This window comes from Streptomyces sp. NPDC127038 (genome assembly GCF_042725875.1).
Lineage (GTDB): Bacteria > Actinomycetota > Actinomycetes > Streptomycetales > Streptomycetaceae > Streptomyces.
Genome location: NZ_JBHXDQ010000032.1, coordinates 1 through 12,550 on the forward strand (window position 1 = coordinate 1; position 12,550 = coordinate 12,550).

The 12,550-nt window shown below is 73.6% G+C and carries 11 protein-coding genes; 4 read left to right on the forward strand and 7 right to left on the reverse strand.

The window, feature by feature from the left end:
• Positions 1-191: 191 nt before the first annotated feature.
• Positions 192-1,049: a ribonuclease BN gene (locus tag ACFWI4_RS22065; RefSeq protein ID WP_387198758.1), complete on the forward strand. Its 858-nt coding sequence runs from the start codon at positions 192-194 to the stop codon at positions 1,047-1,049.
• 61 nt (positions 1,050-1,110) lie between these two features.
• On the opposite strand, the gene ACFWI4_RS22070 is transcribed toward ACFWI4_RS22065, so the two are convergent.
• From ACFWI4_RS22070 to ACFWI4_RS22085, 4 genes are all read right to left on the reverse strand, one after another.
• Positions 1,111-2,040, reverse strand: a complete 930-nt coding sequence (locus tag ACFWI4_RS22070; RefSeq protein WP_387198761.1) for a hypothetical protein — start codon at positions 2,038-2,040, stop codon at positions 1,111-1,113.
• A 180-nt stretch (positions 2,041-2,220) separates the two neighbouring features.
• The gene (locus tag ACFWI4_RS22075; protein ID WP_387198764.1) at positions 2,221-3,030 is read right to left on the reverse strand and encodes a YoaK family protein; all 810 of its coding nucleotides are present in this window, start codon (positions 3,028-3,030) and stop codon (positions 2,221-2,223) included.
• Positions 3,031-3,144: 114 nt separating this feature from the next.
• Positions 3,145-4,746 (reverse strand): FAD-dependent oxidoreductase, encoded by a 1,602-nt coding sequence (locus ACFWI4_RS22080; RefSeq protein WP_387198767.1) that lies wholly within the window; start codon positions 4,744-4,746, stop codon positions 3,145-3,147.
• Positions 4,743-5,342, reverse strand: coding sequence for a TetR/AcrR family transcriptional regulator (locus ACFWI4_RS22085; protein ID WP_387198770.1), 600 nt, complete (start codon positions 5,340-5,342; stop codon positions 4,743-4,745). The genes ACFWI4_RS22080 and ACFWI4_RS22085 overlap by 4 nt, the downstream gene beginning before the upstream one ends.
• A 74-nt stretch (positions 5,343-5,416) precedes the next feature.
• Here ACFWI4_RS22085 and ACFWI4_RS22090 point away from each other — a divergent pair, with 74 nt between their 5' ends.
• Positions 5,417-7,006, forward strand: coding sequence for an FAD-binding oxidoreductase (locus ACFWI4_RS22090; RefSeq protein ID WP_387198773.1), 1,590 nt, complete (start codon positions 5,417-5,419; stop codon positions 7,004-7,006).
• 118 nt (positions 7,007-7,124) lie between these two features.
• A complete protein-coding gene (locus ACFWI4_RS22095) occupies positions 7,125-8,006 on the forward strand; it encodes a diacylglycerol kinase family protein (RefSeq protein ID WP_387198776.1) in 882 nt (293 codons plus the stop codon).
• A gap of 28 nt (positions 8,007-8,034) precedes the next feature.
• Here the strand turns inward: ACFWI4_RS22095 and ACFWI4_RS22100 are convergent, their stop codons facing one another.
• Together ACFWI4_RS22100 and ACFWI4_RS22105 are read right to left on the reverse strand one after the other, a co-directional pair.
• Positions 8,035-8,988 (reverse strand): Ig-like domain-containing protein, encoded by a 954-nt coding sequence (locus tag ACFWI4_RS22100; protein ID WP_387198779.1) that lies wholly within the window; start codon positions 8,986-8,988, stop codon positions 8,035-8,037.
• A 182-nt stretch (positions 8,989-9,170) separates the two neighbouring features.
• Positions 9,171-10,628 carry an MFS transporter gene (locus ACFWI4_RS22105; protein WP_387198782.1) on the reverse strand — a complete coding sequence of 486 codons (1,458 nt, stop codon included), beginning with the start codon at positions 10,626-10,628 and terminating at the stop codon, positions 9,171-9,173.
• Positions 10,629-10,856: 228 nt separating this feature from the next.
• Here ACFWI4_RS22105 and ACFWI4_RS22110 point away from each other — a divergent pair, with 228 nt between their 5' ends.
• Positions 10,857-11,645: an SAM-dependent methyltransferase gene (locus ACFWI4_RS22110; protein WP_387198785.1), complete on the forward strand. Its 789-nt coding sequence runs from the start codon at positions 10,857-10,859 to the stop codon at positions 11,643-11,645.
• 354 nt (positions 11,646-11,999) lie between these two features.
• Here the strand turns inward: ACFWI4_RS22110 and ACFWI4_RS22115 are convergent, their stop codons facing one another.
• The gene (locus ACFWI4_RS22115) at positions 12,000-12,524 is read right to left on the reverse strand and encodes a DUF6328 family protein (protein ID WP_387198788.1); all 525 of its coding nucleotides are present in this window, start codon (positions 12,522-12,524) and stop codon (positions 12,000-12,002) included.
• Between the last annotated feature and the right edge of the window lie 26 nt (positions 12,525-12,550).

The following is a 12,550-nucleotide window of genomic DNA, read 5'->3' on the forward strand; positions in this document are numbered from 1 at the left end:
GTTCTACCCTGCGGCCGGCGTCTTTGTTGTTGCCTGGTGTTGCCCGCCCACCCAGCCCACGCGGGCCCGGCGGAGCCGCTGGGGGGCGGGGCCGACCCGTCATGGGTCCGGGGCCACGCGCCCCGCATCCTTCCTGTCGTGTCCTGTCCTGATGCTGTCGGCGCGGACACCGTCTGTGGTAGTCGGTCTGCATGCCGAAAACGGTCCCACCGGAAGCCGACGGCCCCGACCGGCCCACCCCGTGGGTACGGCTGCGCGCGGCGCTTCGCGACTCCGCGGCCGGCCGGGGCTGGCGGCACGGCAGGGACATCGAACTCGGGCAGTGGTCACTGGGCTTCGCGGCCCTCGGCTTCCTGACGCTCGTACCGCTGCTGATCGTCGTCTCGGCCGCGGATCCGGCGCACGGCAGGGGGTTCGCCCAGTGGCTGGGCGACGGACTCGGGGTGTCGGCGGCCGCGAGGGACGAGGTGGCGCGGCTGTTCGCGGGGCCCGCGCAGGTACGGCGGACCACGACGGCCTTCGGGCTCGCCGCGCTCGCGGTCTTCGGCCTGAGCTTCGGCGCGGCGGTGCAGACCGGTTACGAGAAGGTCTGGAACCTGCCGCCGGCCCGCTGGTACGCCCGCTGGCGCCACGTCCTCTGGCTCGCCGTGCTCATCGGCACCCTCTACGTGACCGCGACGACCACGCTGTGGCGCCACTCGGCCGCGGGAACGCTGGCCGCGACGTTCAGCGCCGTGCTCTTCTTCTGGTGGTCGCAGTGGATGCTGCTCGGCGGAAGGGTCCCCGGCAGGGCGCTGCTGCCGGGAGCGGTGCTGACGGCTCTCGCCCTGCTCGGCCTGCGGGTCTTCTCCCGGCACGTCTTCTCACCGCTGATCGCGTCCAGCGCCGTCGCCTACGGGCCGTTCGGCACCGTCCTGGTCGTCCAGTCCTGGCTGGTCGGTGTCGGGGTCGTCGTGTTCGGCGGTGCGCTCGCGGGGCGGCTCGCGCACGAGGTGCTCTCCACCGGGACGGGTGTTCCAGGGCGGCGGACCGGGCGCCGGGGGCGCTGAGCCCGGGCTGTCCCGTTGAGGGTGTCAGGGGCGCTGAGTCACGACCGTCCCGCTCCGGGTGTCAGGGGCGCTGAGCACGTACGGTCCCGCTCCGGGTCGGCGAGCGCGGGCCGGGCGGGGCGTCGGCCTGGTCGCCCGGCTCGGGAGGTCCGGCCGCGGCATCGTCCTGTTCTCCCGGCGCGGGAGGGCCGGCCGGGGTGCCGGCCGGGTCGCCCGGCGGGGGTGTCGGGGACGGCTCGCGGTCCCAGCGCAGGGCGAGGATCGTGACGGGGACCGCGATCAGGGCTCCGAGGACCACGGACATCACCACTGCCGTCCACGCGTCCCAGAAATGGCCCGCGACGAAGGCCATGGCGAACGGCACGACGATCACGGCCAGGGGCTTCGCCCCGATCGGGACCCGGGGGATCACGGGGCGGCCTGTGGCGAGGCAACGGGCCCGCCGTCCGGCGCCGAACGCGCCGATGAAGGCGAGGGCCGCCGACCAGACGACCGCCAGGGCCACCGCGGTCAGGACGGCGGGTTCCTCGTCCGGCAGTCCCGAGAGCGTCTCGCGCACCTCGCCCCTGCTCACGGCGATCATGTCGTTCCGCCACGTCGTGACGTCGACCTGCCTTCCGGGCCGAACGCTCTCCGCCAGGTCGCCGCGCGGGTCGAGGTCGATCGCGCCGTCGGCGGGAGCGGGGACCGGCGGCCGCAGGCGCACCCGGAGGACCTCCGTACGCCCGCTCTTGACGGTCCGGGCGGAGAGGACCGTCCCGCGGATCGTCCGCAGGCAGTTCGCGCCGTCGTCCCGCGCGGCGGCCCGGCCGGCGCAAGGCTTGGCGCCCTCGAAGGCCGTCTCCGCGGCCACCCTCCCGGGGATCAGGAAGCCCGGCACCACGGCCACGGCCGACAGGACCAGTCCGAGCAGCGTCCAGCCGGCCGCGCTCCACCACTCCCGCCGGATCCGCCGTGACGTCGCCCGCTCGTCCACCGTCCGCACCGTCACTCCCGTGTCTCCTCGCTTCCGGGAGCATTAGGTCACAGCCGCCCGTCCTGCGTGAACGGGGGGTCCTGGAAACACTCGACCCCGGCGGGACTGCCGGGTTCCGGCAAGGTCGCGAGCGGCAGGTCCCACGTACGAGGCGATCCCGCGTACGAGGTGATCCCGTCAGGGTGCCGCAGGGGTTCAGCCGATGAGCTCGGGCGAGAGCAGCCGGTACCGCGCCAGGACCACGTTGAGGGCGGCGGTGACCAGGACGGCGCCCGCGACGGCGAGCAGCGCCCGGCCCGTTCCCCACGGCGTGATGAGGGTGCCGAGCGCACCGCCCGCGAAGATGCCGCCGACGGTGGCGACGAGCCGGACGCGGGCGGTGGGCGCCTGCCCGGTCACCGGGCCTCCCTCGGCGCCGGGCCTCGCCTCCGACGGCGCATCCGACCCCGACGCACCGCCGGTTGCGGCTCCTGCTCCGACTCCGGTGAGACCGTGGATGAGGCGGACCAGGGACACCTGGACCAGGAGGGTCGGCATGCCGGGAACGGCCGCGCGCAGGGCGGTGTCGGCGCGCAGCCCCATGGCGAAACCGACCATGGCGATGACCAGGTTGTCCGGGTGTTCGGTGAGGGAACCGGAGCCGTGCCGCCACAGCACCGTGGCACCCGCGAGGGCCAGGAGCGCCCCTTCGACGGCCAGGGCGGCCGCGAACCAGTGCCGGTGCCGTGCGACGAGCTCGCTGGTGACGAGCGCCCCGGCGGCGGCCCCGAGGACGAAGGCGAGCAGGGCGACGGCCGGACGGGCCACCGGCAGCTCTCCCTCCCCGGCGACGGCGAAGGAGAGGAAGAGCAGGTTGCCCGTGGCCAGCGCGGTGAAGACGTGTCCCATGGTGAGGAAGCTGATCGCGTCGACGGCGCCGGCCAGGACGGTGAGGGTCGCCATGACGACGGTCCGCTGGCGTTCCCGTCGTCCGTCCGGCGCCGGCGGTCCGGTGTGTTCGGTCATGGGCTCAGTCTCGGGAACGAGGGCCGGGCGACGACGGTGCCCGGCCCGACACGCGACGCGCGTGCCGCCAATGGACGGCGCCGCGCGGCCCGTGCGAAGCCCCGCGGTCCCGCGTCAGGCCGACCGGGACGCGGCCGCGTCCAGGGCTTCCCGGGCCGAGGGGACCGCCGCGGAGCGGTCCTCCGGCACCAGGCCGATGCGGGTGCGGCGGTCCAGGAGGTCGGACTCGTCGAGGGCGCCCTCGTGCAGCACGGCCCAGAGCAGCGCGGCCCGCGTGACGGGGTGTCCCGGCACCACGGACTCGCCGAGCCGGGGATCGCGGGCGGCCAGGGCGTGGACCGCGGGTGCCTCGGCGCCGTACCGGCGGATCAGCGGCCCGGGGGCGGCGAGCGATCCGAGCCGGTGCGGGGCCGCCGCGCCCACCAGCGGCAGCGAGGCGGTCGTCGACGGACCCGCCGTCAGACCCCGGGCCTCGACGGCCGCGTCGACGGCGTCCTGGGCCATCCGCCGGTAGGTCGTGAGCTTGCCGCCGACCACCGTGATCACCCCGTCGTCCGAGGTGAGGACGGCGTGCCGGCGCGAGATGTCCGAGGTGCGGGCGGCCTCGCCCGAGCGGGCGGGCACGGTGTCGAGCAGGGGCCGCAGTCCCGCGAAGGCGCCGACGACGTCCTGGCGCCGCACCGGGGCGTCCAGCGCGGAGCCGACCACGTCGAGCAGGAAGCCGATGTCCGACTCCGGCGGCTCGGGCACGTCGGGCACCTCGCCGTCGACGGGTTCGTCGGTCAGGCCCACGTACACGCGTCCGTCGTCCTGCGGCAGGACGAGGACGAACCTGTTGGTCTCGCCCGGGATCGGGATGTGCAGTCCGGCGGGCAGCGGTCCGAACAGGTCGGCGCGCAGCACCAGATGGGTTCCGCGGGAGGGGCGGATGCGGATGCCCTCGACCAGTTCGCCGGCCCAGACGCCGGTGGCGTTGACGATCGCCCGGGCCCTGATCTCGCCCTGTTCTCCCGTGAGTTCGTCGCGGACGCGGGCGACGGTGCCGCCGGTCCCGAGGACCCTGACCCGGGTGAGGATCTTCGCGCCGTGGGCAGCGGCGGTACGGGCGAGCGCGGTGACGAGCCGGGCGTCGTCGGTCACCTTGCCGTCCCAGGACAGCAGGCCGCCGCGCAGTCCGGCGGGGCGCACCGACGGTGCCAGGTGGCGGGCCTCGACGGCGGAGAGCCGGCGCGGCGCGGGCAGGGTGGCGCGTGATGTGCGGGCCGCGAGCCGCAGGGTGTCCCCGGCGCGGAACCCGGCCCAGGCCAGGGAGGCCTGGCCGCGGGAGACCAGCGGGGTCAGCGGCAGCACGAAGGGCTGGGCGCGTACGAGGTGGGGGGCGGTGCGTTCCATGAGGGTGCCGCGTTCGACCGCGCTCTCGTGCGCGACGTCGAGCTGCCCGGAGGCCAGGTAGCGCAGTCCGCCGTGGATGAGCTTGGAGCTCCAGCGCGAGGTGCCGAAGGCGAGGTCGTGGGCGTCGACGGCGACGACGCTCAGACCGCGGGCGGCAGCGTCCAGGGCGACCCCGGCGCCGGTGGCGCCGAGTCCGACGACCAGGACGTCCACGGTGTCGCCGCCCACGGCCTCGGCGAGTTCACGGCGGCGACGGGCGGCGGAGAGCGACGATCCGGACGCCGGGCCGGACGGACCGCCGGAGGGACTGCTTGTGGGGCTCATGGCGTGAGGGTCCTCTCCAGAAGGGTGCGCAGCTCGTCGAGAAAGGCGCTGCTGGTGAGTTCGGGGTCTTCCTCGTCGGTCATGGTCCGCAGCGACAGGGTGAAGGACTGCACCACGAGCAGCACGGCCCGGGCCTGCCGCCGCGTGGGGGCGATCCGCACCGACCCGTCGGCGTGCCCCTGTTCCAGGGCGTCGGCGAGGAGTTCCAGGAGCGCTTCCTGACTGGCTCCGCGCCGGTCCAGTACGTACGGGAGCAGAAGTTCCGGGTCGACGTCGATGATCTTGCGGAAGAGCGGGTGGGCCCGGAAGCCCTCCACCCCGGCCACCAGACCGTCCACGATCAGGGTCCGCGTCTGCCCGTCCGGCTGCGGCTCCGGCAGGGCGCGGGTCGCCACGTCGATCCACTCACGGGTCATCAGGTCGCCGACGAGCGAGCGCACATCGGGCCAGCGCCGGTAGAGCGTCATGCGGGAGACACCGGCGCGGCGGGCCACGTCGGTCAGGGTGGTGCGGCGGACTCCGACCGCCAGGACGCAGTCGCGTACGGCGTCGAGGACGGGGTCGCCGTCCGAGTGGTTGTGACGAATGGGCGCCATGTGTCACAGTGTAACGCCCTGAGCGGCCGTGCGGGAGCCGGCGCGTCGCGAACCGACCGATGAGGACTACGTTCATGGACATGCTGTGGAGTGGCTGGGGCGACCCGGCGAAGGCGGCACCGCTGCCCGACTCGGTGACCGGCCTGCTGCGGGATCTGCTCGGCGTGAAACCGCGGGACACCGCCCCACACACCCTCGACGAGATCTCCCTCGCCGAGCCCCCGCCGGCCCCGGTCCTGCACGCGCTCGCGGACGCCGTCGGCGACGCGGCCCACGTACGCACCGACGCCGAGACCCGGATCAGGCACACCCGCGGGAAGTCGACGCCCGACCTCCTGAAGATCCGCGCGGGCGACGCCCGGGACGCCCCCGCGGCGGTGGTGCTGCCCTCGACCCACGACGAGGTGCTGGCCGTCCTGCGCGTCTGCGCCGAACACGGCCTCGCCGTCGTCCCGTTCGGCGGCGGCACCTCCGTCGTCGGCGGACTCGCCCCCGAGCGCAGCGCGTTCGTCGCGCTCGACCTGCGGCGGATGAACGCCCTGCTCGGCATCGACCCCGTCTCCCGGACCGCGACGCTCCAGCCGGGCCTGCGCGCCCCCGACGCGGAGGCCCTGCTCGCCGAGTACGGCTTCACCCTCGGGCACTTCCCGCAGTCCTACGAGTGGGCCACCATCGGCGGGTTCGCCGCCGCGCGGTCCAGCGGCCAGGCGTCCGCCGGATACGGCCGCTTCGACGAGATGGTGCTCGGCCTCACCGTCGCGACCCCGGAGGGCACCCTGGACACGGGCCGCGCCCCCCGCTCGGCGGCCGGCCCCGACCTGCGCCAGCTGATCCTCGGTTCCGAGGGCGCCTTCGGCGTCATCACCTCGGTCACCGTACGGATCAGGCCGGTGCCGCGGACGCGTGTCTACGAGGGCTGGCGGTTCGCCTCGTTCGAGGAGGGCGCCACCGCGCTGCGCAGGCTCGCCCAGGACGGTCCGCGGCCCACAGTGCTGCGGCTGTCCGACGAGACCGAGACGTTCATCGGCCTCGCCCAGCCCGATGCGATCGGTTCGGCCGAGGCCCCCGCGGTCACCGGCTGCACGGCGATCGCCGGGTACGAGGGGACCGAGGAGGAGACCGCGCACCGCCGCGAGGAGGCCGCGGCCGTCCTGCGCGCCGCCGGGGGCACGTACCTGGGCGCCGAGCCCGGTGAACGCTGGGCGCACGGCCGCTACTCGGCTCCCTATCTGCGCGACGCGCTGCTCGACGCCGGGGCGTTCGCCGAGACCCTGGAGACGGCGACCTTCTGGTCACGCGTGCCCGAGCTCTACGCCGCCGTGCGCACCGCGCTGACGGACACGCTCACCGCCGCCGGGACCCCGCCCCTGGTCATGTGCCACATCTCGCACGTCTACGAGAACGGCGCCTCGCTCTACTTCACGGTGGTCTCGGCGCAGGGCGAGGACCCCGTGGCCCACTGGGCACCGGCCAAGGAAGCCGCCTGCGAGGCCGTGCTGAACGCGGGCGGGACCATCAGCCACCACCACGGGGTGGGCACCGACCACCGTGACGGGTACCTGCGCGAGGCGGGCCCCCTGGGCATCGAGGCGCTGCTGGCCGTCAAGCGGCGGCTGGACCCCGACGGCGTTCTCAACCCGGGGATCCTGCTGCCCCTCGACTGACACCCACCGCGATCGACCCGCGGCGGCCGTCCCGACGGCGCCGCCGCACCCCGCGTTCCGCCCCCGCTCCGTCCGGCTCCGCCCCGCTCCCCACCCGTCACAGCCCGGAGGCACACCGATGCGACAGTTCACCGCGGTCGTCAATCCCACCGCGGGCGGCTCCACCGGGGCGGCCGCGCTGCTCCCGGTCGCCCGCCTGCTGCGGGAGGCCGGAGCCGGACTGGAGACCGAGTACAGCCGCAGCCTGGCCCACGCGCAGGAGCTGGCGCTGCGCGCGGGAGAGCGGGGCAGGGTCGTCCTGGCCGTGGGCGGCGACGGGATCGCGGGCGGGATCGGCGGGGCCCTCAGCGGGACGGACACCGTCCTCGGGCTGGTCCCGGCCGGGCGGGGCAACGACTTCGCCCGCGCGCTCCGGCTGCCCACCGCCCCGGCGGACCTGACCCGCGTCCTGCTGCGCCACGAGCCCCGCCGCGTGGACACCATCGAGGTGGAGTCGGCGGTGCACGCGCGCACCGTCGTGCTCGGCAGCGTGTACGCGGGGGTCGACGCGCTCGCCAACCAGCACGCCAACCAGGCGCGCGTGCTGCGCGGGGCCGCCTCGTACTACGCGGGAGGTCTGCGCGCGGTCGCGGGCTGGCGACCGGCGTCGTACCGCGTCACCGTCGACGGTGAGGAGCACTTCCACCGGGGCTACACGGTGGTGGCCGCCAACTCCGCCTACTACGGCTCCGGTCGCATCATCGCCCCGCTGGCCCTCACGGACGACGGGCTGCTGGACGTCGTCATGATCCGCCAGGCCCCGCGCCGGCTGTTCTTCACCCTCATGAACGAGCTCAGGACCGGCGCGCACGTGGCCCGGCCCGAAGTGGTGATCCTGCGGGGCCGGGAGATCCGCATCGAGGCGGACCGTCCCGTGCCCTACGGAGCCGACGGGGAGGTCGAGGCCACCCTCCCCGTCACGGCCCGGGTGTGGCCGGGTGATCTGGCCATGCTCTTCTGATCACCCGGCCCGGCCGTACCGGCCCGACTCAGCCGGCGGTGGTCTCGCCGCTGGCGCTGCCGGCCAGCCACTGGTCCCAGCTCAGGTTGAACGAGGCGAAGCCGTTGTCGGCGGAGGCCTTCGCCCGCGGGGAGCCGGTGACGGACACCGGGTCGCCCTGCTTGACCTGGTTGTAGAACCACTCGGCGTCGGAGATCGACAGGTGGACACAGCCGTGCGAGCCACGGGCGCTGCCGCTGCCCGGGTTCGGGTCACCGGTCGAGTAGTGGACGTACGTCCCGGACTGGGTCAGGTGCACGTCCCAAGGCAGCGTCAGGTCGTAGTAGTTGGGGGCGCCCTTGGTGCAGCTGATGCCGACGCTGCAGGAGGTCATGTGGACCGTCTTCGCCTTGTCGATCACCGCCATCACCCCGTTCCACGTGGGGTACTGGGCGCTGCCCGCGTTGATCGAGAGCGTGCGCACGGGCGCGCCGTTCTTCGTGACCTTCATCGTGTGACCGGTGACCGACACATCCGCGCGGACGTCGTCGCCGACGGTGAAGTCGTGCACGTAGGTACGCGTCCCGAAGCGGCCGTTGCCGTTGGCGACGCCCTTCAGATCGGCGGTGACCTTCACCTTGGTGCCGGTCGCCCAGTAGGACTTCGGCCGCCAGTCGGCGCGCCGGTCGCCGAACCAGTGCCACGCACCCGTCATCGGCTGGGAGCTGGTGACCTTCATGTGCTTCTCGATGTCGGCACGGGCCTTCTGCCCCACCGGGTTGGTGAAGATCACCGAGATCGGCATCGCGACGCCGACCGTGGCGCCGCTCTGCGGCGTGATGGTCTCCAGGAGCATCGGCGGCCCGGCGGGCTTCGATGGAGACGGCTTCACGCTGGCCGTCGGCTTGCTCGCCCCGGCCTTTCCGTCGTCTGAACTCGCCTTCGGTGTACCCCCGCCACAGGCGCTGGCGCCCGCCAGCACCGCCGCCATGACGAGTGCCATCGATATCCCGCTACGTCGCTTCACTTTTACCCCGGCTCACAATCGTGCCTGCCTCACTCTCTCTTTTGGACTGCGGGCGCCCGTCCGCGGTTGCAGTGGATGTGTAAAGCGCGGTTCAAAACCCGACTCGGGAGGCCCTGGTACCCCCGGACGCGGGGTGAAACACCTCCGGTGCCCGGGTGTTACGAGCGCGTCCGCGGAGCCGCGTCGACCTCCCCCGCCGTCGCCGCGGGCCGGTCCGCGGGTGTCCCGGCGCCCGAGCGGACGAGCGGCACCAGCACGGCGGCGCCGGCCACGGCGAGCAGGGCCACCACCCGCAGCACGAGGTCGATCGCCGAACCGTAGGACGCCGCGACCCCGGCGGAGCCGCTGAGCTCCTCCACGACGGTCGCGGCCACCGTCACGGCCACCGCGCCCCACAGCACCAGCGAGGTGAGGACCAGTCCCGAGGCCGCCGCCAGCCGCCCGGCGGGCACGTAGGACTGGGTCGCCGCGTTGGTCAGGGCCCAGCCCAGGCCCACGCCCGCTCCCACCACCGCGAACACGGCGGCGTAGAGGGGCAGCGGACGCGCCCAGGTCAGCGCGCCGAGCGCCACCCCGCTCAGCAGCAGCCCGACCGCCATCAGCACCTCCGCCCGCCACCGGCGCGCCAGATGACCCGACCAGTAGCTCGCCGCGCCGACGCCCGCCGACAGCGCGAGGAAGACCACGCCCGAGTCCAGCGGCGACAGCCCGCGCGCCTGTTGCAGGTACAGGGCGGCCAGCACGGCGACCAGGCAGTACACGATGTTCGAGACGGTCCCGGCCGCCGTCACGGTCACGAACGGCCGGTTGCGCAGCAGCGACAGATCGATCAGCGGTTCCTTCGTCCGGCGCTCGATCACCACGAACAGGGCGAGCGCGAGGGCGCCCAGGGCGAAGCACAGCAGGGTGGCCGCGGAGTCCCAGCCCCAGGCCGATCCCTGGTCGACGGCGAGCATGCCCGCGGTCAGGCCGCAGGCCAGCACGACCGCGCCGGGCAGGTCCATCCCCCGCGCGGCCCCCTCGTCCCGTGACTCGGTGACGTACCGCAGCACGAGCAGCACCGCGAGCAGGCAGAACGGCACGTTCAGCAGGAAGACCGCGCGCCAGCTGACGAGCTCGGCGAAGGACCCGCCGACGAAGGGCCCGAGCGCGGTGCCGACGGCGCTGAAGGCGAGGACGGTGCCGACCGCCCGGCCCTGGCGGCCGTCACGGAAGTGCGCGGTCACCACGGCCACCGCGATCGGCAGCACGAGGGCCGCCGTCATGCCCTGGACCACGCGTCCCGCCGTAAGCCAGGCCGCGTTCCGGGCGGTGCTGCACACCACGGACATCACGGCGAAGCCCGTCAGACCGATGACGATGACGCGTCTTCGGCCGTAGAGGTCGGCGGCCCGCCCGCCGACGATCATCAGGGCGCCGAGGGTGAGCATGTAGCCGCTCACCAGCCACTGGAGGTCGGTGGAGGGCGTCCCGAAGTCGCGGGCGATCACCGGCAGCATGAGGTTGAGCGCGAACCAGTCCAGCTCCACCAGCAGCATCGCGATCGAGGCGGCGGCGATGACCGCGCGGTCACGGCGGGAGAACAGTCTCGTCGTCCGGCGTGCGGCTCCGCTCACGACGACCATCCCCTGCCACGGGTCACCCCTCAAGCCAGCGTGCGTGCGCTCACGGAGCCCCGCAACCGGAACCCGTCCGGCCCGGCGCCGGAACCCGTTCCCGTCCGCGCGCCGGACCCGTGTTCACCGTTTGCTCAACTCCCGTATCACGCCGACCACATGGCCGTTCCGAGTAGGATGATCGAACATTTGGCCTGCCGCGTTTCCGTGGTGCGATGGGAGCTTGCCATGACGATCGACCGACAGTCGTTTCCTCCGCTCGACACCAGCAAGGCGCATCCCGCGCGGGTCTACGACTGGCTGTTGGGCGGCAAGGACAACTACCCGGTCGACGAGGCGGTGGCCGAGAAGCTGCCGCCCGAGGCCAGGGACGCGGCCCGGCAGAACCGGGAGTTCATGCACCGGGCGTCCGCCTGGCTCGCCGAGCAGGGCATCGACCAGTTCCTGGACATCGGCACCGGGATCCCGACCCAGCCGAACCTGCACCAGATCGTCCAGGACATCACGCCGTCGGCGAAGGTCGTCTACACCGACAACGACCCGATCGTGCTGCGTCACGCCGAGGCGCTCCTGGTCAGCCGGCCCGAGGGGGTCACGGACTACATCCAGGCCGATGTGCGGCAGGCCCAGGAGATCGTCCAACACGCGCGGCACGTCCTGGACTTCAGCCGTCCCATCGCGCTGTCGCTGATCGCGCTGATGCACTTCATCCCCGACGACGAGGACGCCCACTCCATCGTCCGCAATCTGGTCGCCACGCTGCCCTCGGGCAGTTACCTGGTGCTGTCGCACGCCTCCTCCGACGTGTACCCGGAGCTGTCCGCGCAGGTCACCGCCGAGTACGCGAAGGGCGGCATCCGGCTCGGCTTCCGTACCCGGGCCGGGGTGGAGCGCTTCTTCGAGGACCTCGACCTCGTGGACCCCGGTCTGGTGACGGCGACGGACTGGTTCAAGTCGGGTCCGGTGCCGACGCCGGAGAACAGCGGCATCTACACGGCGGTGGCGCGGGTCCGCTGACCGGAGCGGGCACCCGCGCACGGGCCCGGCGAACCGCGCCGGGCGGTCCTCGGTCGCGTCCATGCGGGTGGCGTATGGGGCGGTGGCGAGCCCCCGACGGCATGACCGGCGTTGTGCAGGGTGCCAGCTCACGATCAGTCAGAGAGGACGTCCTGTGCGTCGAACCATGCTGTTTTCTGTCTGTGCTCTCGTCGCCGCCGCCGCCACCGGATTCTTCACCACCAGCGCCATCCGCAACCGCTGACGGCACGACGCCCCGACGCGGCCGCGCGGGACACGCGACCGCGGCGCCGCCGGGACGGGACGGCCGGTCAGGCCGTCCCGCCCCGGATGCGCACGGGACACGGCCCCGGTTCAGTCCGGCCCGCCGGCGTTCCTGCCGGAAGCACGGCCGGTACGGCCCGCCCGCATCCGCAGGACGACCGGGAGGACGATCCACCACACGACGTACAGTCCGGCCACGCCCGCGACGATCCACGGCACGTACGAGTCGTCGTGGGTGGCCGTACGCAGCACCAGCAGCAGCGAGGCGGTCATGGTGAGCAGCAGGAGCGTCAGACCCAGCAGGGTCAGCCTCGACGCCCACACGACGGCCTCCGGCTTGATGAAGCGGCCCGTCACGATCCGGTGGAAGGCCACCGGGGCGACCAGCGCACCAATGGCCGTGGCCCCGAGGACGATCGTGACCATGTACAGGGTCCGGTCCGCGGCCGACAGCCGCCAGTAGGCCGGCTGGAACACCACGGTCAGCAGGAAGCCGAACAGGATCTGTACCCCGGTCTGCGCCACGCGGATCTCCTGGAGCAGGTCGCCCCATTTCCGGTCGGCCCGCTCCTCGGGCGATTCGTCGCGCCCGTCGTCCCGCACGCCGCCCCGCACCGGCGGTCTCCCTTCCGGCGGCACGG

Bases quoted from the DNA above. Each gene is read 5' to 3' on its own strand.
- ACFWI4_RS22065 (WP_387198758.1), top strand. From the start codon at position 192: ATGCCGAAAACGGTCCCACCGGAAGCCGACGGCCCCGACCGGCCCACC.
- ACFWI4_RS22075 (WP_387198764.1), bottom strand. From the start codon at position 3,030: ATGACCGAACACACCGGACCGCCGGCGCCGGACGGACGACGGGAACGC.
- ACFWI4_RS22080 (WP_387198767.1), bottom strand. From the start codon at position 4,746: ATGAGCCCCACAAGCAGTCCCTCCGGCGGTCCGTCCGGCCCGGCGTCC.
- ACFWI4_RS22085 (WP_387198770.1), bottom strand. From the start codon at position 5,342: ATGGCGCCCATTCGTCACAACCACTCGGACGGCGACCCCGTCCTCGAC.
- ACFWI4_RS22090 (WP_387198773.1), top strand. From the start codon at position 5,417: ATGGACATGCTGTGGAGTGGCTGGGGCGACCCGGCGAAGGCGGCACCG.
- ACFWI4_RS22095 (WP_387198776.1), top strand. From the start codon at position 7,125: ATGCGACAGTTCACCGCGGTCGTCAATCCCACCGCGGGCGGCTCCACC.
- ACFWI4_RS22100 (WP_387198779.1), bottom strand. From the start codon at position 8,988: ATGGCACTCGTCATGGCGGCGGTGCTGGCGGGCGCCAGCGCCTGTGGC.
- ACFWI4_RS22110 (WP_387198785.1), top strand. From the start codon at position 10,857: ATGACGATCGACCGACAGTCGTTTCCTCCGCTCGACACCAGCAAGGCG.